Raw genomic sequence first — 22918 nt, forward strand, 5'->3', positions numbered from 1 at the left:
ACTGGAGAAATAGCCATGAGCCATTTTCTTGATAGATTGATGTTCTTCAAACAGCGCCAGGAAGATTTCTCCAATGGCCATGGCTTGGTGACGACCGAGGATCGGCAGTGGGAAGATGCCTATCGTCAGCGCTGGGCGCATGACCGCATCGTGCGCTCGACTCATGGCGTCAACTGCACGGGCTCCTGCAGTTGGAAGGTCTATGTCAAGGGCGGCATCGTCACCTGGGAAACGCAGCAGACCGACTATCCGCGTACCCGGCCGGATCTGCCCAATCATGAACCGCGGGGCTGCGCGCGCGGCGCCTCATATTCCTGGTATCTCTACAGCGCCAACCGGCTGAAATATCCGATGGTGCGTGGCCGTCTCATCCGCTTATGGCGGGCAGCCAAGGAGAAGCATAAGGACCCGGTGGCGGCCTGGGCGTCGATCGTCAACGATCCGGCGGCTTCGCAATCCTACAAGACCGGCCGCGGTCGCGGCGGTTTCATCCGGGTGACCTGGGACGAAGCCAATGAGATCATCGCCGCCGCCAACGTCCATACCACCAAAATTTGGGGGCCGGACCGTATCGTCGGCTTCTCCCCGATCCCGGCCATGTCGATGGTCTCCTATGCCGCTGGCACGCGCTATCTCAGCCTCATCGGCGGCGTCGCGCTGAGCTTCTACGATTGGTACTGCGATCTGCCGCCTTCCAGCCCTCAGACTTGGGGCGAGCAGACCGACGTTCCGGAATCGGCCGACTGGTACAATTCAGGCTTCATCATGCTGTGGGGTTCAAACGTACCCCAGACACGTACGCCGGATGCGCACTTCTTTACTGAAGCCCGTTATAAGGGGACCAAAGCTGTCGTCGTGACGCCCGACTTCAGCGAAGCATCCAAATTCGCCGATCTGTGGCTGCACCCGAAGCAGGGCACCGACGCGGCGCTCGCCATGGCAATGGGCCATGTCATTCTCAAGGAATGGCATGTGGCAGGCAAAAGCGACTATTTCGCCGAGTATTGCCGCAAGTTCACCGACATGCCGATGCTGGTGCGGCTGGTGCAGCGGGACGGGCGTCTCGTGCCCGACCGGTTCCTGCGTGCGTCGGATTTCGCCGACAAGCTCGGCGAGGCCAACAATCCTGAATGGAAGACGCTGCTCATCGACGAGGCCAGCGGCCGCATCGTGGCACCCAATGGTTCCATCGGCTTCCGTTGGGGTGACAAGGGCAAGTGGAATCTGGAGGAGAAAGACGGGGCCAGCGGTGCCGCCATTCATCCGCGCCTCAGCCTCATCGATCAGCGCGACTCTGTCGAGGCGGTTGCCTTTCCATACTTTGGCGGCGCCGCCCACGAGCATTTCCAGAACACCAGCCATGCCGACGTGCTCATGCGCCACGTCCCGGTGAAGAAGATCAAGACGGCTGACGGCGACGTTACGGTCGCAACGGTCTATGATCTGTTCCTGGCCAATTACGGTATCGATCGTGGCCTCGGCGGCGGTAACGTCGCCGCGAGCTTCGATGACGACCAGCCCTATAGCCCGGCCTGGCAGGAGCGCATCACCGGCGTGCCGCGCGCCCATGTCATCGCCACCGCGCGCGAGTTCGCCGAGAACGCCCACAAGACCAAGGGCCGCTCGATGGTTATCCTCGGTGCCGGTGTCAATCACTGGTACCATTGCGACATGATCTATCGCAGCATCATCAACCTGCTGGTGATGTGCGGTTGCGTCGGTCAGCCGGGCGGCGGCTGGTCGCATTATGTCGGGCAGGAGAAGCTGCGGCCACAGACCGGCTGGACGCCTCTCGCCTTCGCCCTCGACTGGCATCGCCCGCCAAGGCAGATGAATGCTACGTCCTTCTTCTATGCTCATACCGATCAATGGCGTTATGAGAAGCTGAAGGTCGACACGATCCTGTCGCCTTTGGTGGACCCCGACCTTGCCAAAAGCACGCTTGCCGGCAGCATCATCGACTATAATGTTCGCGCCGAACGCATGGGTTGGCTCCCCTCGGCGCCGCAGCTGATGACCAATCCGCTGCAGGTGACGCGCGATGCGGCCGCGGCCGGCAAGGAGCCGATACCTTATGCGGTGGAGCAGCTGAAGGCCGGCAATCTTGGCCTCGCCTGCACCAACCCGGACGATCCCCGCACCTTCCCACGCAACATGTTCGTCTGGCGCTCGAATCTGCTTGGGTCCAGCGGGAAGGGTCATGAATATTTCCTGAAGCATCTGCTTGGCACAGATCACGGCGTGCAAGGCAAGGACCTCGGTGAAATGGGATTGCAGAAACCGCAGGAGGTGCCGTGGACCGACAATCCGGCAAAGGGCAAGCTCGATCTGCTGGTAACGCTCGACTTCCGCATGTCCACGACCTGCATCTATTCCGACATCGTGCTGCCGACGGCGACCTGGTACGAAAAGCATGACCTCAACACTTCGGACATGCATCCCTTCATCCACCCGCTGTCGGCTGCGGTCGACCCGGCCTGGCAGTCGCGCAGTGATTGGCAGATATTCAAGGGAATCGCGAAGAAGTTCTCGGAGCTGACCCGAGGACATCTGGGTGTCGAGCGCGACCTGGTGACGACGCCGATCATGCACGATACGCCGGCCGAACTCGCTCAGCCTTTTGCACCCAGGGATTGGGGCAAGGGCGAATGTGAGCCGGTGCCGGGCAAGACCATGCCCGCCATGGCGGTCGTCGAGCGCGACTACCCCGCCACTTACCAGAAATTCACGGCACTCGGGCCGCTGATGAGCAAGGTTGGAAATGGCGGCAAGGGAATCGCCTGGAATACCGAACACGAGGTACAGTTCCTGAAGCAGCTCAACGGCGAAGTGACCGAGGAGGGCGTTGCCAAGGGGCTGCCGCGGATCAACAGCGATATCGATGCGACCGAGGTCATCCTGGCACTGGCTCCGGAGACCAACGGCGAGGTTTCGGTCAAGGCGTGGGACGCTTTGAGCAAGATCACCGGCCTCGACCACACGCATCTCGCTTTGCCGCGCCAGGATGACAAGCTGCGCTTCCGCGACCTGCAGGCGCAGCCGCGCAAGATCATCTCGTCCCCCACCTGGAGCGGGATAGAGTCCGAGCACGTCACCTACAATGCCGGCTATACAAATGTGCATGAGCTGATCCCCTGGCGGACCCTGACGGGGCGCCAGCAGCTCTATCAGGATCACGCCTGGATGCTGGCCTTCGGCGAGGGCTTCTGCCTCTACAAGCCGCCGGTGGATACGCAGACCATCAACCCGATGCTGAACAAGCGTTCCAACGGCAACAAGGAGATCGCGCTCAACTTCATCACGCCGCACCAGAAATGGGGCATCCATTCGACCTATACCGACAATCTGATCATGTTGACCTTGTCGCGTGGCGGCCCGATCGTCTGGATCAGCGAGGTGGATGCCGCCAAGGTCGGCATTGAGGACAATGATTGGATCGAGGCATTCAATGTGAACGGCGCCCTGGTGGCCCGCGCCGTGGTCAGCCAGCGTGTTCCGGAAGGCATGGTTCTGATGTACCACGCTCAGGAGAAGATAGTGAACGTGCCGGGCAGCGAGATCACCGGAGTTCGCGGTGGCATCCACAATTCGGTGACCCGTACCTGCCCGAAGCCCACGCATATGATCGGTGGTTATGCCCAGCAGAGCTGGGGCTTCAACTACTACGGCACCATCGGAACCAATCGCGACGAATTCGTCATCGTCCGCAAAATGGACAAGGTCGACTGGCTTGACCAGCCGGCCAAGGCCGCGGAATAGGGAGCAGAACCATGAAGATCCGCGCTCAAATCGCCATGGTGCTGAACCTCGATAAGTGCATCGGGTGTCACACCTGCTCCGTCACCTGCAAGAATGTCTGGACCAGTCGCGAAGGTGTCGAATACGCCTGGTTCAACAATGTCGAGACCAAGCCCGGTATCGGCTATCCAAAGCAGTGGGAGAATCAGGACAAATGGCAAGGTGGCTGGCGTCGCAAGGCCAATGGCAAGATCGAGCCACGCATCGGCGGCAAGTGGCGCCTGCTCGCCAAGATTTTCGCCAATCCGCATCTGCCCGAGATCGACGATTATTACGAGCCGTTCACCTTCGATTACGAACATCTGCAGATGGCGCCGGAGATGCAGGCGGCACCCGTCGCCCGGCCGCGCTCGCTGATCAGCGGCGAGCGGATGGAGAAGATCGAATGGGGCCCGAACTGGGAGGAAATCCTCGGCACGGAGTTCCGCAAGCGCAGCCTCGATAAGAACTTCGACAATGTGCAGAAGGAGATTTACGGGCAGTTCGAGAACACGTTCATGTTCTATCTGCCGCGCCTGTGCGAGCATTGCCTCAACCCTGCCTGTGTTGCGGCTTGTCCGTCAGGTTCGATCTACAAGCGCGAGGAGGACGGAATCGTCCTGGTCGATCAGGACAAATGCCGCGGCTGGCGCATGTGCGTCTCTGCCTGTCCCTACAAGAAGATTTACTACAACTGGCAGAGCGGCAAGGCGGAGAAGTGCACCTTCTGCTACCCCCGCATTGAAGTGGGTGAACCGACGGTCTGCTCGGAAACCTGCGTCGGTCGCATCCGCTATCTTGGCGTCCTGCTTTACGATGCCGACCGGATCGAAAGTGCCGCTAGCGTCCCGGAGGAGACAGATCTCTACCAGTCGCAGCTTGATATCTTCCTCAACCCGAACGATCCGATGGTGATCGAACAGGCGCGCAAGGACGGCGTTCCGGAAGCATGGCTTGAGGCGGCCCGCAATTCGCCGACCTACAAGATGGCGATCGACTGGAAGATCGCTTTCCCGCTGCATCCGGAATATCGTACCCTGCCGATGGTCTGGTATGTGCCGCCACTGTCGCCCATCCAGGGTGCCGCGGAAGCCGGCAAGATCGGCTGGGACGGCGACCTGCCGGATCTCTCCAAACTGCGGATCCCGATGAAGTATCTCGCCAACCTGTTGACGGCGGGAGACGAGCAACCGGTTGAGAAGGCGCTGCAACGGATGATGGCGATGCGTGCCTTCATGCGCGGGCGCCATGTCGATGGTGTCGAAAATAAAGCCGTCATCGACCGGGTTGGCCTGACCAGGGCGGAGGTTGACGACATGTACCGCTATCTCGCCATCGCCAACTATGAAGACCGTTTCGTGATTCCGAGCACGCACCGGGAATATGCCGAGAATACCTTCGACCTCAAAGGTGGTTGTGGCTTTACCTTCGGCAACGGCTGTTCCGACGGCAGTTCCACCACCAGCCTGTTCGGGCAGAAACCCAAGGCCAAGACGCCACGGGAGACGGTATGATGCTAAATAAGCCCATGCTGACCTACAAGGCGATCGGCTGGCTGCTGACCTATCCGCAAGCCGATCTCATGGCGGCGCTGCCAGAACTGCAGCAGGTGGTTGCCAGCGAAGGCATGCTGAGCGTATCGACCGAAAACACCCTGTTTCGGTTCACGGCGTCGCTCGGGACCGGCGATCTCATCGATCTTCAGGAGGCTTATGTCGGCCTGTTCGACAAGTCGCGCCAAGCATCGCTGCATCTCTTTGAACACGTTCATGGAGAATCTCGCGATCGCGGGATGGCCATGGTCAACCTGCGTGAAATATACATGGAGGCGGGTCTATTCCAGGACGAGAGCGAGTTGCCGGACTACCTCCCGCTCTATCTGGAGTATCTTTCGGTCCTCCCGGCCAGGGAAGCGCATGCCGGCCTGGTTGACGTCGCCCCGATCCTGCAGGGTATCCACCGCCAGCTTGACCGCCGCGAGAGCGGCTATGCAGCACCGCTTGCCGCGCTTCTGGAGCTTGCGGGCGTGAAACCGCTGGCAGTTGCGCCAGAAGAGACGGAAGCGCGCGACGATACACTCGAAGCCATTGACCGTGCCTGGGAAGAACAGGCGGTGGTCTTCGGTCCCGAGAACGATCCGACGAACGGTAATAATTGCGGCCGGGCCAGCGCGATGGTCGCCCGCATGACCGCGCAAAGTGCAACACCCAGCCGAACAGAGGTGCTACATGACTGAATTTCTTTATCACCTTGCCTTCGGCATCTTCCCTTATGTGAGCCTCAGCATCTTTCTTGTCGGCAGTCTGGTCCGCTTCGACCGTGAGCAATATTCCTGGCGCTCCGGCTCCAGCCAAATGCTGCGGGCAAAGCAGCTGCGCTGGGGATCGAACCTGTTCCATGTCGGCATCCTGCTGCTCATGGCGGGTCACGTGGTTGGCTTGTTGACGCCGCATGAAATCTACACGCTTTTCGTTACTGTCGAGCAGAAGCAGCTGCTGGCAATGGTGGCCGGCGGCATCTTCGGCACGTTCTGCTTCGTCGGCCTGACGATGCTCATCCATCGCCGGCTGACCGACCCGCGTATCCGTGCCACCTCGTCGAACATGGATATCGCCATCGTTCTACTGCTCTGGGCGCAATTGGTGTTGGGCATGATTTCGATCTATTACTCGGCCCAGCATTCGGATGGTGGCGTGATGCTGGTTCTGGCGGAATACTGCCAGCGCCTGATCACGTTGCGGGGCATCGATGCGGCGGCGATTGCCGGCCTGTCCTGGGTCTATCAGGCCCATCTCATCCTCGGATTTACGCTGTTTCTGCTGTTCCCCTTCAGCCGACTGGTTCATATTTGGAGCGCTCCGGTCTTCTATGTATTCCGGCCTTACCAAGTCGTCCGGCGGCGTTCCGCCAAGAAGGTGTCCTGATGAGCATGCAGGCAGCGATCCAGAATATGGCGGGTCCGAATCTCGGGACCGTCCGCATCGACGGTGTGGAGATTCCGGAGACGGAAATCGGCCGGGAAATGCAGCATCATCCGGCTTCCTCGTTGGCGGAGGCGCGGCATCTGGCGATCCAGGCCCTGATCATCCGGCATCTGCTCGTCAGCGAAGCCGAACGGCAAGGATTTGGCGCCGATACCGGATCGGATGACGAGTCAGTGGATGATCCGCGCATTGCGATGTTGATCGAACGGGAAGTCGTTACGCCCGAGCCGGATGAATCCACCTGCCGGCGCTATTTCGACAACAACCGACAGCAATTCGATCGGCCGGACCGATACGATGCCAGCCACATCCTGCTGGCCTCGCCGCCGGATGATGCCGAGGCGCGCGAAGCCGGTCGGCTGATGGCACGCGATATCATCGCCAAGCTCCAGTCCGAGCCGCATCTTTTTGATGAACTTGCCCTTGCTCATTCAGATTGCCCGTCGCGGGATCAGGGCGGACATCTCGGTCTGGTTTCGCGCGGCGAGACAATTCCGGAGTTCGAGACCTATCTCTTCAGTCTCAAGCCGGGAGAGCTTTGCCTGGCACCGATTGAGACCCGGTACGGCGTTCATATCATCAAGCTCGACCGCAAGCTCCCCGGCGAAGCCGCGGATTTCGAGGAGTTGCGCGATCGGATTGCCGAATATCTCCGGCTGAAGTCGCGCCATACCGCACTCCGGCAATATCTCCTGCTTCTGGCCGGGCAGGCGCGGATCGAAGGGTTCGACATGGAAGCGGCGCATTCTCCCCTGGTGCAGTGAGATGGCAAGGTCCAGCTTCGTAAACCTTGAGGCCGAAATGCCGGCCGCGCGCAAGTTCGCCTTGTTCGAATACGGTTTCCGCCCGTTCTTCCTGCTGGCGGCGTTCTATGCAGCAGTGGCAGTCCCGATCTGGGTCGGTCTCTGGCGTGGCGACATCGGCTGGCAGCCGGCGATGGCCGCAAATCTGTGGCACGGCCATGAACTGATCTTCGGTTTTGCTGTGGCGGCGCTAGCCGGCTTCATGCTGACGGCGGTGCCGAATTGGACGGGTACGGCGGCGATCCGTGGGCCGAAGCTGATGCTGCTGGTGGGAGTCTGGGCCGCGGGGCGCATTGCCGCATTTCTACCCTGGCCGGGTTTGTTTGCAGCCGTGGACCTGTCTTTCCTGCCGTTGCTCGCTCTGATCCTGGGACCGGGTATCATTATTCGTAACGGTCGCCGCAACGGGATCCTGGTCGGCATCCTGCTGCTGCTGGCCATCGTCAACAGCGCGGTGCATTTCGATGGCTGGGGTTTTGCCACCCTCTCGGGAAGCTGGGCGCTTCAGGTGGCCGTCGCGGTCTTTGCGCTGCTCATCGGCATCATCGGGGGGCGGATCGTGCCTGCCTTCACGCAAGGCGGCATGAAGATGGCGGGCTTCCCGTTTGTCATCGTCGGGAACCGCTATGTCGATATCGCCGCCATTCTGTCACTGCTCCTCAACCTGCTCGCTGTTCTGTTCCAGGTACCGGACGTGGTCGCCGGTTGCGTGGCTCTTCTGGCTGCCGCCTGCAACCTGATACGCTTCTGGCGCTGGCAGGGTTGGCGGACATGGCCTGTGCCTTTGGTGTGGATTCTTCACCTTGGTTACGGTTGGCTGGTCATCGGCCTCTTCCTCAACGGCTTGACGGCCATATTCGATCTGTTTCCAACGGCGATGGGTCTTCACGCCCTGACTGCCGGTTCCTTCAGCACGATGATCCTTGCAGTCATGAGCCGCGCGGCTTTGGGTCATACGGGACGGCAATTGGTCGCCAGTCGCAAGACGACAGGCGCTTATGTATTGCTGACCGTGGCCGTTCTCCTGCGGGTGATAGCGCCGCTGACCGGCGATTTTCAGCCGCCCCTCATCGAAAGTGCCGCGCTGCTCTGGTCCGGCGCCTTCCTGATCTTTGGCGTGCAGTATCTGCCTATCCTGTTGCTACCGCGCCCGGACGGCAGGCCGGGCTGAAGCCTATTCCTTGACCGCGCCGGTCATCGACGAGACGTAGTGCTCGACGAAGAAGGAATAGAGGATGACCACCGGCAATGAGCCGATGAGAGCGCCTGCCATCAGCGAGCCCCATTCATAGACATCGGAGCGGACCAGTTCGGTCAGCACGCCGACCGGCACCGTCTTCATCTCCGACGATTGGATGAAGGTGAGGGCATAGATGAATTCGTTCCAGGACAGCGTGAAGGCGAAGATGCCGGCGGAAATCAAGCCCGGCACCGCCAGCGGCAGCACGATGCGCGTCAGTATCTGCCAGCGCGTGGCGCCGTCGATGAGCGCGCACTCCTCCAATTCATATGGGATCGAGCGGAAATAGCCCATCAGCAGCCAGGTGCAGAAGGGTATGAGGAAAGTGGGATAGGTGAGGATAAGCGCAAACCGGGTGTCGTAGAGGCCCAGGTTGAATACCATTACCGCCAACGGAATGAACAGGATGGAAGGCGGCACCAGATAGGCCATGAATATGGCGAGGCCTACCTGCCGCGCGCCCCGGAAGCGCAGGCGTTCGATGGCATAGGCTGCGAACACCGACGCCACCAGCGACAGCAGGGTTGCGACCACCGAGACGAGGATCGTGTTCCACAGCCAACCCGGATAGGAGGTTTCGAACAGCAGGTACTTGATATGGTCGAGCGTCGGTTCGACCACCCAGAAGGGGCTGAAATTCTTATAGTCTGTCAGTTCCTGGTTGGGTTTCACCGCCGTGATCGCCATCCAATAGAATGGGAAAAGCAGCACGAAGACAAAGACTGCTAAGGGAAGGTAGATGGTAACGATACGTCGCGGCAGGCGCGTGAGGTAGTTCATGCCGCCATCGTCGCCGCCCATCTGCGCAAAGGCCTTGCTACCGGGCATCACTCGCCTCCGCCTTGCTGCCAGCGCCGGCGCTGCAGGCCGAAATAGCTGAAGAGAATGGCCGCCAGCAGGAAGGGGATCATGGCGACCGCGATGGCTGCCCCCTCTCCGAGATTGCCGCCGGAAATACCGCGCTGGAAGCTCAAGGTCGCCATCAGATGCGTGGCATTCACCGGCCCGCCGCGCGTCAGCACATAGATCAGCTGAAAGTCGGTGAAGGTGAAGAGGACCGAGAAGGTCATGACGATGGCGATGATCGGGGTGAGCAATGGAAAGGTGACAAAGCGGAAGCGCTGCCAGGAACCGGCGCCGTCCAAAGTAGCCGCTTCGTAGAGCGATGGCGGAATTGTCTGCAGGCCCGCGAGCAGCGTGATGGCGACGAAGGGAATCCCGCGCCAGACATTGGCCGCGATGACCGAGGCACGCGCATTGGTCGGGTCGCCCAGGAAATTGATCGGGTGATCCATGATGCCGAGTTCGATCAATACCCAGGAAAGGATCGAGAACTGCGCGTCATAAATCCACCAGAAGGCGATGGCGGATAGCACGGTCGGCACGACCCATGGCAACAGAACGATGGCGCGGAAGAAAGCCTTGCAGGGCAGGCGTTCGTTGAGCAGCAATGCCAGCCACAGGCCCAGTGCGAATTTCAGCGCCGAGGCAACGCTCGTATAGAGCAGGGTGTTGAAAACGGACAGCCAGAAGACGCTGTCGTCGAGCAGATATGCGTAATTCTCCAGCCCGATGAAGATGCCGGGCCGGCCGATCTTCTCGTCGGTGAAGCCCAGCCAGATGCCAAGGCCCAGCGGATAGGTGAGGAACAGCAGCAGCAGCACAGCCGCCGGCAGCATGAAAATCAGGCCGAGGCCGAGCCGGCTCTGTTCAAGCCGGGCGAGGAGGGATCTTGATGCCGTGGTGGTCGCTGCCATCTGTCATCCGGGGAAAAAATGAGGCCGGCGGCGCATGTGCCGCCGGCCTATTGCGACGCGTCAGACGCGGTAGTAACGGTTGATGCGCTTCTCGGCTTTTTCGATCGCCTCCTGCGGCGTCGCCGCGCCGGTCACGGATTCGGCGAACATGTCGACCAGCACGTAGTCGGCCATGACCGCGGCCGAGGCATAGCCGAGCGGGCCGGCATAGCCATTGGGCCGCAAGGTGGCGGATGCCTTGGCGTAAGGCGCATAGTTGCGGTCCGAGGTCCAGACCGGGTTCGCGTCATAGGCCTTCAACGTCTGGCAGCAATAGCCGGACGAACCCTGGATCCAATTGTCCATCTGCGCCTGCTCGAACATGAAGCGGACATACTCGCGCGCGGCATTCGGATACTTGGTGTATTTGAAGATGACCGTGCTGGTCACCTGATAGAGTTCAATCGACTTGCCTACCGGGCCGATCGGCAGCGGGCAGGTGCGGATATCGGCGGCGATTTCCGCCTGGGCCGGATCGTTCTTGGGCGTGTAGTAGGCCGAGATGCCGTTGGCGATGACTGACAATTCGCCGGCGAGGAAAGCGCGGTTGTTATTGACGTCGAGCCAGCCTTCGGTGCCGGGGATGAAGGTCTTGTAGAGCGCCTGCGCGTATTCGATCGCCTTCATCGTTTCCGGGCTGTTGATCGTGCAGTTGCCGTCCTTGTCGACCATCTGCCCGCCATGGCTCCACAGCAGCCAATGGGCGTAATTGTTGCCATCGCCCACGCCATGGCCATGGGTGAAGCCGACCGGATGGCCGCTCTTCTGCATCGCCTTGCACAATTCCAGGAAATCGTCCGTCTTGGTGGGGAATTCCGACCAGCCAGCGGCCTTGACCCAGCTTTCGCGATAGACGATGGCGTTTCCGATGGTAGCGGTTGGAATGCCGATGAACTGTCCGCCCCGCGAAGCATAATCCTTCGGTCCCTCGTGCCAGCCGCCATATTTGTTGCCCAGATAGTCGGCAAGCTCGGTCACGTCGAGAAGCTTGTCCGGATATTGATGCGGATCGTCGAACCAGACCATCATCAGGTCAGGGCCGGAGCCGACATTGGCCGCCACGGCCGCTTTCGGGCGAATGTCTTCCCAGCTTTCCTTGTCGACGCGGACTTCGACGCCGGTCGCTTCGGTGAATTTCTTGGTGTTGGCGAGCCAGGCTTCTTCATCACCCTTCACGAAGGGCGACCAGCGCAGCAGGCGCAGCGACGCGCCTTCTTCGGGCTTATAGCTGAGATCCTGAGCAAAGGCATGGCGACCGCCCAGCAAGGTCGGCGCCATGCTGGCGGCACCGAGGCCGGCAGTCGTTTTCAAGAGGTCGCGTCTGGTAAAGCTCATTTTCGTTCCTCCGTCTGGTTTAGTTTCTTTCCACGTTTCGTGGTTGGCTTCCCCCAGTTCGATCAGAGCCGCTGGCCGGTTTGCGCATCGAAGAGATGCGTCAATCCCGGTTGCGGTTTGAGCCCGATCTTTTCGCCGGGCTTGAACATGTGGCGCTCGCGGAATACGGCGACGATTTCCTCGCCACCGGGCAGGCGGGCGTTGACCTGGACTTCCGAGCCGGTCGGTTCGACCACCACCACTTCGGCGGTGAGGCCGCCGTCCCCCAGTGTCAGATGTTCCGGCCGGACACCAAGAGTCACGTTGCGCCCCTGCAGGCGGGCGACATCGCCGTCGAGGGACAGCCGTAAACCACCGGCACCCGCCAACGACCCACCATCGATGCGCCCCGGTATAAAATTCATTGCCGGCGAGCCGATGAAGCCCGCGACGAACTGGTTCTGCGGGCGGTCGTATAGCTCCAGCGGCTGGCCGACCTGCTCGACCTTGCCGTCATGCATGACGACGATCTTGTCGGCCATGGTCATGGCTTCGATCTGGTCGTGCGTGACATAGACCGTTGTGGTCTTCAGGCGCTGATGCAGTTCCTTCACCTCGGCCCGCATGGCAACGCGCAGCTTGGCGTCGAGGTTGGAAAGCGGCTCGTCGAACAGAAAGACTTGAGGGTCGCGCACGATGGCGCGGCCCATGGCGACACGCTGCCGCTGGCCGCCGGAAAGCTGACGCGGGAACCGGCCGAGATAGGGCGCAAGGCCCAGAATGCCGGCCGCCTGCTGAACGCGCGCCGCTATATCGGCCGCCGGCGTCTTCTTGAGCTTCAGGGAGAAGCCCATATTGTCGGCAACGGTCATGTGCGGATAAAGGGCATAGTTCTGGAACACCATGGCGATATCGCGTTCCTTGGGTGGAACGTCGTTCACCACGCGCCCGGCGATCGAAATTTCGCCCGATGTGACGCTTTCCAGGCCCGCGATCATGCGCAGCAAGGTCGACTTGCCGCAGCCCGACGGGCCTACCAGGATGACGAACTCGCCATCCGCGATATCGATGGATACCCCATGGAGAATCTGCGCAACGCCAAACGCCTTGCGCACGTCGCGGATGTCGACGGCCGCCATTCCACCTCCCTGTTGCGCTTTTGTAAGATTATAGGATGCAAGCGCTTACATGGACGCTACCGACAGCGATCCTCACCTGCAAGGGAAAAAAGCCCCGTCTTCGGAATCTGAATCCTGCTGACGCGGCGGCGCCGTATTTCAGGCCGAAGGTTGTGCGCTGCACAAGGGGATGGCCATTTCAGCATGCGCGGGGTCGAGGCAGCAGATGTGAGCGGCGAAGAGCCCAAATACTGCGAGGATGACGACTCCGGCTGCACGTGTGTTCGACTGGCTGAACAGATTCTTCAACCAACCCTTCTTTTCGGCCCGTGCGTCATCCGCTTCGGGAGCAGTGTCCGGCTTTGTTGGCGCTTGGGGTGCGAGCGCTGCCACGAACTTGTCGAAGAAATCGCCGGCCAGCTTCTGCGCGGTGGAATCGATCAAGCGACTGCCCAGCTGCGCAAGCTTGCCGCCAATCTGGGCGTCGGCCGTGTAATGCAGGATCGTCATATCCGGACCCTCGGCCTCCAGCCGCACCAGGGCGCCACCCCTGGCGAAACCCGCGACGCCGCCCGATCCTTCGCCGGCAATGCGATAGCTGTTCGGTGCATCGATTTCCGAGAGGATCACCTTGCCGCCGAAGGATGCTTTCACCGGCCCCACTTTCAGCGTCACCTTGGCAATCATCTCTGTGGGCAAGCTCATCTCCAGGCTTTCGCATCCCGGAATGCAAGCTTGCAGAACCGCCACATCGTTGAGAGCCGCCCAAACCTTCTCCAGCGGAGCGGGAATGCGCCGGCTATCGCTCATTTGCATGTTCCGATCCTCAATTGCTGATGGAGTTGCGCTCGTCTTTGCGGCGTAGAGAAATCATTTCTGCCAGAATGGATAGCGCGATCTCGTCCGCGGTGATGGCACCGATATCGAGCCCGGCCGGCCCCTTTACCCGGCCCACGCGTTCCGAGGGAATCCTGTCGGCCACGAGCGATTGCGACAGCGCGGCAAGTTTGCGCCGGCTGCCAACGAAAGCCACATGCGTAACATCGCTGAGTACTGCCGCCCGCAATGCAATCTCATCGTCGCGGCCTTGGGTCGAAACGATGATCGTCCGCTGTGTCGCGTTGCTGGGTAGCAGATCGAAATTTTCGACGCGCTGGTCGGCTTCGGCAAAAAGATGCTGGTCTTCGGGCCTCGCACAAACGACCAGATGGTAGCCGAAACGCAGGCCAAGTTCAGCCAGGGCGACGGCAACGGGGCTGGCACCCATGATGATGAGATGAGGCCGCGGCAGCATCGGTTCCACAAACACGTCCATCGTTCCCTGGCTGGGGCAGCCGTTGCGCGCAAAGCGAATACCGTCACGTTCGTCGCCCGGCCGCAAACCCTGTTCGGCCAGCAGATCCTTGGGCTGGATCGAAACGAGGCGCGGGTGCCCATCGGCGAGCGCCTCCTTCGCGGCCTTCAGCACGGCGGCGCGCGCGCAGCCGCCGCCGATCCACCCGTCCGAGATGGCGCCGTCGGCACGGATGACCGCCTTGGCGCCCGCCTTGGCAGCCGTCACGGATACTGTGCGCACCACGGTGGCGAGCACGAAGGCCTCACCCTTGGCCTTGAGATTGGCGACAAGGTCGACGATTTCGGAATGTGCCGGCATCTTTGCCTCCCTCACAAGCGCAGCAGATAGGGTTCGAGTGCGGCGAGGCTCTCCAGCGTATGCGCCGGCGCGAAGAGATCGATATAAGGGAGGGCCGCCGCCATGCCGCGCGCGCTCGGTTCATAGCCATCCCAGCCAATGAGCGGATTGAGCCACACGATACGCCGGCAGCGCCGGTGCAGCTGCGCCATCTCGCCACCGAGCATTTCCGGCGGGCTGGTGTCGTAGCCGTCGGAAAAGACCATGACGCAGGTTCTGGAGTGGACGACGCGGGCGGCGTGCCAGCGATTGAACGTCGCCAGGCTCTCGCCGACCCGCGTGCCGCCCCCCACACCCTCGGCCATCAATCCCAGCCTGTCCAAGGCTCGGGCCGAATCCTTTTCGCGCAAGGCATCGGATACGTGGATGAGGCGCGTGTGAAACAGAAATGCTTCCGCCTCACGGAAATGATCGAGTACGCCATGGACGAAGCGCAGGAACACGGCCGTGTAGAGACTCATCGAGCCGGACGCATCGACCAGCAGCACGAGGCGCAGCGGCTTATGCAATGGTCTGCGATGCACGAGACGCAGCGGCGCGCCGCCGGTTCCGAGGCTGGCGTGAATTGTCCGCCGCAGGTCGAGGCGCCGCCCGCGCCTTGCCGCCCGCGCGCGCCGCGTCAGATGCGCCCGCATACGCCTGGCCAGCCGCTCGGCCAGCAGATGTGCCGCGGCCAGCGCTTCGGGGTCGGCGATCTTGCGGAAATCCGTCCGCGCCAATGTTTCCTGCCGGCTGGCGCCCTCGCGCTTTCCATGCGGCGCCGCCTCGTCCTTGCTCTCCGGTCCCCGCTCCACATCCGTCGGCAGCTCGGTTCCGCCCAATAAAGCCGCTTGGCCGGCCAGGGTCTTCACGGTGCGCTGATTGGCCAGTGCGGCCTGATTGTTGAGTGCCACGCGCGATTTGACATGCCGCCCGGACCAATAGGCGTCGAACAGGGTATCGAATCCCTCCCAATCCGACCGGCGCCCGCACAGCAGCGCCTTGAGGGCGGGCTTGGCATCCGCGGCGCGGGCGATTCCCTCCGCACTGAGAAGCCGCAAGGCGTCGCTGCTCTCCGCCAGGCCGATCTTGAAGCCATTGTCCCGCAAGGTCCGCATGAAGCCGGCATGGCGTCGGCGGACGGCCGGTCCGATATCGCCTGCGGATTGCAGCGCCATCTCAGGCCACCTTGCCGATCAGCCGTTCCGTCACCTCCGGGGAAACGTGGGCGCGATCCTCCCGGGTCTTCAGAACGCAGCTCAGTGTCTCGTGGACGGCCAGCCGGTCTTCTTCGATGCGACTGACACCGAGGCCGACCAGGGCCGCGGCCCAATCCAGCATCTCGGCGATGCCGGGAATCTTGCTCAGCTCCTGGCGCCGGATTTCCTGCATCAGCCGCGCGATCTGCAAGGCAAGCCCGGTATCGATGCCAGGCAGGCGCACGAGCAGGATGCGCGCTTCGCGGTCCACGTCCGGGAAATCGAGGGCATGATAGAGGCAGCGCCGCCGCAACGCATCCGACAGCTCGCGCGTGTCGTTGGATGTCAGCACGACGCGCGGGATGCTGGTCGCCTTGATGGTGCCAAGCTCCGGCACCGAGACCTGGAAATCCGACAGGACTTCAAGCAGGAAAGCCTCGAATTCCTCGTCCGCGCGGTCAATCTCGTCGATGAGCAGCACGGGCGCCGTCGGCCGGCGGATCGCCGCCAGCAGCGGCCGCTCCATCAGATAGCTTTCCGAGAAAACATGAGCCTCGGTCGCCGCCGCATCCTGGCCCTCGCGCGCCTTGATCGCCAGCAGCTGGCGCTGATAGTTCCATTCGTAGAGCGCGTCGCTGCGGTCGAGCCCCTCATAGCATTGCAGGCGAATGAGCTCCGTCCCATGCAGTGCCGCCAGTGCCTTGGCGATCTCCGTCTTGCCGACACCGGCTGGGCCTTCCACCAGCAGCGGCCGCTTCAGCATGTCCATGAGGACAAGTGCTGTCGCCAGCCCACCATCGGCAATGTAGCCGATGGCGGCCAGGCGGTCCGCAATTTGCTGCTTTCGTTCCATGTCCGAAAGGTCAGGCGCCAAGCTTCCGCGCCGTCTCCCAGATGCGCCATGCGTCATGCGGCATCTGGATATGCTTGCTGCCAAGGAACTGGAACGCGTCGTTGACGGCATTGGAGAAGGCCGGCACACCGCCCACATTGGGGCTTTCGCCCACACCCTTGGCACCGATCGGGTGATGTGGCGACGGGGTGACGGTGAAATCGGTTTCCCATTTCGGCGTCTCGACGGCGGTCGGAATGAAGAAGTCCATGAAGGACGCCCCCATCACATTGCCCATCGAATCGTATTTGATCTCCTGGCCCATGGCGATGGCGAACGCCTCGGTAAGGCCGCCATGCACCTGACCCTCGATGATCATGGGATTGATGCGGGTGCCGCAATCGTCCAGCGCGTAGAAGCGGCGGGTCTTGGCGACACCGGTATCGACGTCGATATCCATGACGCAGAAATAGGCGCCGAATGGATAGGTCATGTTGGGCGGATCGTAGTAGTTGACCGCCTCCAATCCCGGCTCCAGGCCCGGCGGCGGCGCGTTGTAGGCCGCCCAGGCGATTTCCTTCATCGTCTTGGCCCGTTCCGGATTTCCCTTCACGCGGAAGCCGTCGATATCCCATTCGAGGTCGTATTCGGAGACCTCGAGCAGGTGTGCGGCGATCATCTGCGCCTTGTTCTTGATCTTGCGCGCCGCCATGGCGATGGCGGCACCCGCGACCGGCGTCGAACGCGAGCCGTAGGTGCCAAGGCCATAGGGCGCCGTGTCGGTATTGCCTTCCTCGATCATGATATCGCCGGCCGGAATGCCAAGTTCGGTAGCGATGATCTGCGCCCAGGTCGTCTCGTGGCCCTGGCCCTGACTCTTCGATCCCATGCGGGCGATGATCGAGCCGGTCGGGTGAATACGAATCTCGGCGGAATCGAACATGGCGACACCGAGAATGTCGCAATTCTTGGAGGGGCCGGCGCCGACGATTTCGGTGAAGAAGCTGACGCCGATTCCCATGATCTCCCGCGTCTCGCCGCGCTTGAAGGCCTCCTGCTTGGCCTTCTGCTCGGCGCGGAGTTGCTTGTAGCCGATCGCATCCATCGCCTTCTGCATGGCGAGGTGATAATCGCCGCTGTCATATTCCCAGCCCAGGGCCGATTGGTAGGGGAACTGTTCGCGCCGCACGAAATTCTTCATCCTGAGATCGGCCGGATCCATGCCCAGCTTCTGGGCAAGAATATCCATGCCGCGCTCGATGCAATAGGCGGCTTCCGTGACGCGGAACGAGCAGCGATAGGCGACTCCGCCCGGTGCCTTGTTGGTATAGACGCCATCGACCGCGACATGGGCGACGGGGAAGTCATAGGAACCGGTGACGATGTTGAAGAAGCCCGCCGGCCATTTCGATGGATCGGCGCAGGCGTCGAAGGCGCCGTGATCGGCCAGCACATGGACGCGCAGGCCGGTGACCTTGCCGTCCTTGGTGGCGGCGATTTCGGTCGTCATATGGTAATCGCGGGCAAACGAGGTGGTGGACAGATTCTCCATCCGGTCCTCGACCCATTTGACCGGCTGCCCCGTCACGATCGAGGCGACGATCGAGCAGATATAGCCGGCATAGGCGCCGACCTTGTTGCCAAAGCCACCGCCGATATCCGGCGCGATCACATGGATCTTGTGTTCCGGGATCTTCGACAGCAGCGAAGCCACCGTGCGGATGACGTGCGGCGCCTGGAAAGTGCCGTAGACAGTCAACTCACCCTTTATCTTGTCGAAGCTTGCCAGGCATTGGCAGGTTTCCAGCGGCGAGGGGTGCGTGCGGTGATAGGAGATGAGTTCCTTGATCGATACCTCGGCTTGTCGGAAGGCGATGTCGGTCGCTTCCTTGTCGCCGATGGTCCATTCGAAGATGTGATTGTGATGCTTGCGGGCACCATGAGCTCCCGTCATCTTGCCCTCGAGATCCGGCCGCAGCACGGGGGCATTCGGCGCCATCGACTGGAATGGATCGACGATGACCGGCAATTCCTCATACTCGACGTCGACGAGCTGGATCGCATCGTCCGTGATATAACGGTCCGTGGCGATGACGAAGGCGATCTCCTGGTTCTGGAAGCAGACCTTGCCGTCCGCCAGCACCGCCTGCACGTCGCCGGCAAGTGTCGGCATCCAATGCAGGCCCAGCGGCTTCAACTCTTCGGCCGTGATGACGGCGATGACGCCGGGCAGCGCCTTGGCGCGGCTGGCATCGATCTTCTTGACCCTGGCATGGGCGTACTGCGACCGCACGAAATCGCCATGCAGCATGCCGGGCAATTTGATGTCGTCGACATAGTTGCCCTTGCCCTGGGTGAAGCGGATATCTTCGACGCGCTTCCTCTTGCAGCCGATGCCTTCGAGGCGGGCTTCGCGCTGTTCTTTGGTCGGGGTCATGTCGTTCATTCGGCGGCCTCCTTCTGGGTACGGCCGTTGAGCTTGTCGGCGGCGTACTGGATGGCTTTGACGATGTTCTGATAACCGGTGCAACGGCAGAGGTTGCCGGCGATGCCGAAGCGGATCTCGTCTTCGCTGGGATCGGGGTTCTCGGAAAGCAGCACTTTGGCGCGCATCAGCATGCCCGGGGTGCAGAAGCCGCATTGCAGCCCGTGCATCTGCCGAAAGCCATCCTGCAGCGCATGCAGTGTGCCGTCGGCATTGGCAAGGCCTTCGACCGTGTTCACCAGCGTGTCATGCGCCTGGACGGCGAAGACGGTGCAGGATTTCACGGATTGCCCGTCCATTTCGACCGTGCAGGCTCCGCAATGGCTGGTTTCGCAGCCGATATGGGCGCCAGTGAGGCTCATTTCCTCGCGCAGGAAGTGGATCAGCAGCGTGCGCGGGTCGACGAAACGCTGCACCTTCCTGCCGTTGACGGTGACGCTGACCGGCACCTGATCGATGGTTTTCTCTGTCATGGCTTCAGGCTCCGGTCTTGGCGCGGGCGAAGGCTTTGGCAACAGCGCGGGCGGTCATCACGCCGGCCATCTCGCGGCGATACGCAGCGGTGCCACGACCATCCGTGGCCGGGTCGGCGATCGCCTTGGCAGCCTCGGCGGCGTGCTTGAGTGTTGCGGCATCGCAGGCAGTGCCGACGATCAGCCTGGCGGCCTCTTCCGCCAACAGCGGCGTGGGGGCGACATTGGTGAGGGCGATCGCGGCGCTCGCGACCTTGCCGCCGCTCACCGTCAGGATCACGGCCGTGGCTGCCGTGGCATAGTCGCCGACCTTCCGCTTCAGCTTCTCATAGGCATGGCCATGACCGGCGGCCGGAACGGGTATCCGCACGGCAACCAGGATTTCGTCCTGCTGCAGCGCAGTAAAATAAGAGCCCTGGTAGAAATCGCGGGCCGGAACAGCGCGTTCGCCGCCGGCACCCTGCAGCATATATTGGGCGTTCAGGGCTTGCATGACCGCCGGCATGTCGTTGCCCGGGTCGCCATTGGCGACATTGCCACCGAGCGTGCCCTTGGCGCGGATCTGCGGATCGGCGATCTGCAGCGCGGTTTCGCGGATGATCGGCAGCTTGGCCGCCAGCCGGTCGGATTTGATGAGTTCCGCCTGGGTGGCGGTAGCGCCGATCACGATCTCGGCCCCGGCTTCGCCGATGCCGCGCAATTCCTTGATGGCACCGAGATCGACGAGATGCTCCGGCGCCGCCATGCGCAATTTCATCATGGGGATAAGGCTGTGACCGCCGGCAAGAGGCCGTGCCTCCTCGCCATGGGTCCGCAAGACGGCCAATGCCTCGGCGAGGCTTCCTGGCCGGTGATAGATAAAGGGTCCCGGGATCACGATCGTCTCCTCCGTGGAACTGGCTGCCGGTTGGGTAGCAACTTTTCTTATTGTTCCAACGATAGAAACGGGGGTGCGGCAATCTCAACGCGAGGTGCACGGATGGTCCGTTCCGTGCACGAATGACGGCCTGGCTGAACGAATTGCGTCAGAAAATCTGTCTTAAGCAGCGGTAGCGCGCGCGCCGAGGCGTTGCTTCAGCCAGCTCCGCCGCGACCGGCTGACGGGCGCCTGATAGGGCGTCTTGGCCGCCATCGCCACCACGTCCGAATCGGCGGCCTTCTTGACCGCAGCAATCCGATCGAGATTGACGATATGGCTGCGATGAACGCGGGCGAAGATGGTCGGGTCCAGCTGCGCCTCGACTTCCGAAATGGGCAGCGGGCAGAACCAACTCGCCTCGCCGTCGAACAGGCTGGTGTAATGGGCCTGCGCCTGCACCGCGACGAGGCGCGCGATGTCGAGCTGCAGGCGCCTGCCATCCTTCTCTACCGGCAAGGAGCGATGCTGCGGCGCGGGAGCGGATGCCCCCGGAATATCCCGCATCGGAAGATCCCGCACCGGCATATCCCACACCGGCGCGGCGGGTGCGAGTATCGGTGCGATCTCCGCCTCTGTCCTGCCGGGCACCAGGGTCAGCAGGAACAGGCCGGAGACGACGAAGGCCACGACCGACACGACAATTGCAAGCAGGCCGGGCGACAGCGCCGGCATGTCCGGTGCCGTTGCCGCTTCGTGGAGACGCAGTGTCAGCCCCGCCATGGCCGTGTAATGCATGGCCGAGATGGCCAGCGCCATCAGGGCCGCCGACACCAGCACCGATCTCTTGGCGCCCGGCCCGAAGCCGAACCACAGCGCCTTGCCTGAGGCACCGACGCCGATTGCGATCGAGGCGGCCACCAGCCATGGATCGTGGCTCATATGCGCACTGGCATGGAGCGCATACATGCCGAGATAATGCATGGTGACGATGCCGCCGCCCATGAAGAGCGAGGCGAGGACGGCGCGCGGCCGGCTGGGCGTGCCTGTTCCGACGGCAAAGACCGCAAAACCCACGACCAGCACGCAGACCAGGAAGGATATAAGGGTCGGCAGGACCAGGAAATCGATCGCCACTGGCAACTGCACGGCCAGCATGCCGACGAAATGCATGGTCCAGATGCCGAGCGCCAGCGTCAGCGCCGAGCCGGTGATGAGGGCGCGCTGCGACGTGGCGCGCGCGACACCGATCTGCCGTGCCAGGTGCAACCCGACATAGCTTCCCTGAAAGGCCACCAACAAAGACAATGCGACGAGCCATGGCTCGTGAGCGGGAACCACCGGTGCTGCCTCCGCCTTGAAACCGGTCCCATCGCTTGGGATGCGCCATCCGCGGCATCTCGATCCGGTAGCCGTAAATCTAGCCCATGCCTTGGGCTTGAAACAATTAGGATGATAACATCTTATAAAGGCGATACTTTTCACCGTCGAAGAGGAAGGATAGCGCATGCCCAGGAAGGATAATCCCCACATCCGCATCGGTGTCGGCGGCTGGACCTTCGAACCCTGGCGCGGAACCTTCTATCCGGACGGCCTGGCACAGAAGCGCGAACTCGAACATGCCAGCCGGCAGCTCAGTTCGATCGAGATCAACGGCACCTATTACGGCTCGCAGAAACCGGAGAGTTTCGCCAAATGGCATGAGGAAACGCCCGAGGATTTTGTCTTCGCGCTCAAAGGGCCGCGCTTTGCCACCAACCGCCGCGTGCTGGCCGAAGCTGCTCCGTCGGTCGAGAAGTTTCTCACCAGCGGCATCACCGAACTGAAGCAGAAGCTCGGTCCCATCAACTGGCAGTTCATGGGCACGAAGAAGTTCGACCCGGTCGATTTCGAAGCTTTCCTGAAACTGCTTCCCGACAGCGTCGATGGACGCAAGCTGCGCCATGCGGTCGAAGTGCGCCACGACAGTTTCAAGACGCCCGACTTCATCGATCTGGCACGCGCCTACAATGTCGCCATCATCACGGCGGCCGATGGCGAATATCCGCAGATCGCCGATCTCACCGCTCCCTTCGCCTATCTGCGTATCATGGGAACGGAGGAGGGGGAGAAGCTCGGCTATCCGAAAAAGTCGCTCGACCTCTGGGCCAAGCGCGCGCAGGTTCTGGCCAAGGGCGAAATGCCGGAGGGTCTGGAAACCGTCAGCAGGAAACCCGGGCGCAAGGGGCCTGGCGACGTCTTCCTCTACGTCATCAGCGGCCACAAGGTGGCGAACCCGGCGGCCGCCATGGCCTTGATCGAGCGGGTGAATATCTGAAGCATTTCACGGTTTGACGGAAACGCCCCTCACCCCGGCCCGCCTCGATGCT

19 protein-coding genes are annotated in these 22918 nt (G+C 61.8%); 7 read left to right on the forward strand and 12 right to left on the reverse strand.

What is annotated here, in order from left to right:
• The first annotated feature begins 15 nt into the window (after positions 1 to 15).
• The 6 genes from ACE3TY_RS00460 to ACE3TY_RS00485 are packed head-to-tail and all read left to right on the forward strand — an operon-like array spanning position 16 to position 8735.
• On the forward strand, positions 16 to 3759 hold the full coding sequence (locus ACE3TY_RS00460; RefSeq protein ID WP_374649852.1) for a nitrate reductase subunit alpha: 3744 nt from the start codon (positions 16 to 18) through the stop codon (positions 3757 to 3759).
• An 11-nt stretch (positions 3760 to 3770) separates the two neighbouring features.
• Positions 3771 to 5291, forward strand: a complete 1521-nt coding sequence (gene narH, locus ACE3TY_RS00465) for a nitrate reductase subunit beta (protein ID WP_374649854.1) — start codon at positions 3771 to 3773, stop codon at positions 5289 to 5291.
• 14 nt (positions 5292 to 5305) lie between these two features.
• Positions 5306 to 6013: a nitrate reductase molybdenum cofactor assembly chaperone gene (gene narJ, locus ACE3TY_RS00470; RefSeq protein ID WP_374649856.1), complete on the forward strand. Its 708-nt coding sequence runs from the start codon at positions 5306 to 5308 to the stop codon at positions 6011 to 6013.
• A complete protein-coding gene (gene narI / locus ACE3TY_RS00475) occupies positions 6006 to 6701 on the forward strand; it encodes a respiratory nitrate reductase subunit gamma (RefSeq protein WP_374649858.1) in 696 nt (231 codons plus the stop codon). The genes narJ and narI overlap by 8 nt, the downstream gene beginning before the upstream one ends.
• Positions 6701 to 7525 carry a peptidylprolyl isomerase gene (locus tag ACE3TY_RS00480; protein WP_374649860.1) on the forward strand — a complete coding sequence of 275 codons (825 nt, stop codon included), beginning with the start codon at positions 6701 to 6703 and terminating at the stop codon, positions 7523 to 7525. Before narI ends, ACE3TY_RS00480 begins: the two co-directional genes overlap by 1 nt.
• 1 nt (position 7526) lies before the next feature.
• Entirely contained in the window at positions 7527 to 8735 is a 1209-nt protein-coding gene (locus ACE3TY_RS00485) for an NnrS family protein (RefSeq protein ID WP_374649862.1), read from the forward strand.
• A 3-nt stretch (positions 8736 to 8738) separates the two neighbouring features.
• Here ACE3TY_RS00485 and ACE3TY_RS00490 read toward each other — a convergent pair whose 3' ends face one another.
• The 12 genes from ACE3TY_RS00490 to ACE3TY_RS00545 form a co-directional block, all read right to left on the reverse strand.
• Positions 8739 to 9632, reverse strand: coding sequence for a carbohydrate ABC transporter permease (locus tag ACE3TY_RS00490; RefSeq protein WP_374649863.1), 894 nt, complete (start codon positions 9630 to 9632; stop codon positions 8739 to 8741).
• Positions 9632 to 10561, reverse strand: coding sequence for a carbohydrate ABC transporter permease (locus ACE3TY_RS00495; RefSeq protein WP_374649865.1), 930 nt, complete (start codon positions 10559 to 10561; stop codon positions 9632 to 9634). The genes ACE3TY_RS00490 and ACE3TY_RS00495 overlap by 1 nt, the downstream gene beginning before the upstream one ends.
• 60 nt (positions 10562 to 10621) lie before the next feature.
• Positions 10622 to 11935, reverse strand: coding sequence for an ABC transporter substrate-binding protein (locus ACE3TY_RS00500; RefSeq protein ID WP_374649867.1), 1314 nt, complete (start codon positions 11933 to 11935; stop codon positions 10622 to 10624).
• A 62-nt stretch (positions 11936 to 11997) separates the two neighbouring features.
• The gene (locus ACE3TY_RS00505; RefSeq protein WP_374649868.1) at positions 11998 to 13053 is read right to left on the reverse strand and encodes an ABC transporter ATP-binding protein; all 1056 of its coding nucleotides are present in this window, start codon (positions 13051 to 13053) and stop codon (positions 11998 to 12000) included.
• Between the two features lie 138 nt (positions 13054 to 13191).
• Complete coding sequence (locus ACE3TY_RS00510) at positions 13192 to 13848, reverse strand: CoxG family protein (protein ID WP_374649870.1); 657 nt, start codon at positions 13846 to 13848, stop codon at positions 13192 to 13194.
• Between the two features lie 10 nt (positions 13849 to 13858).
• Positions 13859 to 14686 carry an XdhC family protein gene (locus ACE3TY_RS00515; RefSeq protein ID WP_374649872.1) on the reverse strand — a complete coding sequence of 276 codons (828 nt, stop codon included), beginning with the start codon at positions 14684 to 14686 and terminating at the stop codon, positions 13859 to 13861.
• An 11-nt stretch (positions 14687 to 14697) separates the two neighbouring features.
• Positions 14698 to 15882 (reverse strand): VWA domain-containing protein, encoded by a 1185-nt coding sequence (locus ACE3TY_RS00520; protein WP_374649874.1) that lies wholly within the window; start codon positions 15880 to 15882, stop codon positions 14698 to 14700.
• Position 15883: 1 nt separating this feature from the next.
• The gene (locus tag ACE3TY_RS00525; protein ID WP_374649875.1) at positions 15884 to 16756 is read right to left on the reverse strand and encodes an AAA family ATPase; all 873 of its coding nucleotides are present in this window, start codon (positions 16754 to 16756) and stop codon (positions 15884 to 15886) included.
• A 10-nt stretch (positions 16757 to 16766) separates the two neighbouring features.
• Positions 16767 to 19181: an aerobic carbon-monoxide dehydrogenase large subunit gene (locus ACE3TY_RS00530; RefSeq protein ID WP_374649877.1), complete on the reverse strand. Its 2415-nt coding sequence runs from the start codon at positions 19179 to 19181 to the stop codon at positions 16767 to 16769.
• Positions 19178 to 19693 (reverse strand): (2Fe-2S)-binding protein, encoded by a 516-nt coding sequence (locus ACE3TY_RS00535; protein ID WP_374649879.1) that lies wholly within the window; start codon positions 19691 to 19693, stop codon positions 19178 to 19180. Before ACE3TY_RS00535 ends, ACE3TY_RS00530 begins: the two co-directional genes overlap by 4 nt.
• Positions 19694 to 19697: 4 nt before the next feature.
• Positions 19698 to 20570: a xanthine dehydrogenase family protein subunit M gene (locus ACE3TY_RS00540; RefSeq protein ID WP_374649881.1), complete on the reverse strand. Its 873-nt coding sequence runs from the start codon at positions 20568 to 20570 to the stop codon at positions 19698 to 19700.
• Between the two features lie 162 nt (positions 20571 to 20732).
• Positions 20733 to 21890 carry an MHYT domain-containing protein gene (locus ACE3TY_RS00545; protein WP_374649883.1) on the reverse strand — a complete coding sequence of 386 codons (1158 nt, stop codon included), beginning with the start codon at positions 21888 to 21890 and terminating at the stop codon, positions 20733 to 20735.
• Positions 21891 to 22056: 166 nt separating this feature from the next.
• Between ACE3TY_RS00545 and ACE3TY_RS00550 the strand changes: the two genes are divergently transcribed.
• Positions 22057 to 22866 carry a DUF72 domain-containing protein gene (locus ACE3TY_RS00550; protein WP_374649884.1) on the forward strand — a complete coding sequence of 270 codons (810 nt, stop codon included), beginning with the start codon at positions 22057 to 22059 and terminating at the stop codon, positions 22864 to 22866.
• Positions 22867 to 22918 lie beyond the last annotated feature (52 nt).

The sequence above is a fragment of the Dongia sp. genome (assembly GCF_041918875.1).
In the GTDB taxonomy this organism is placed as follows: Bacteria; Pseudomonadota; Alphaproteobacteria; order Dongiales; family Dongiaceae; genus Dongia.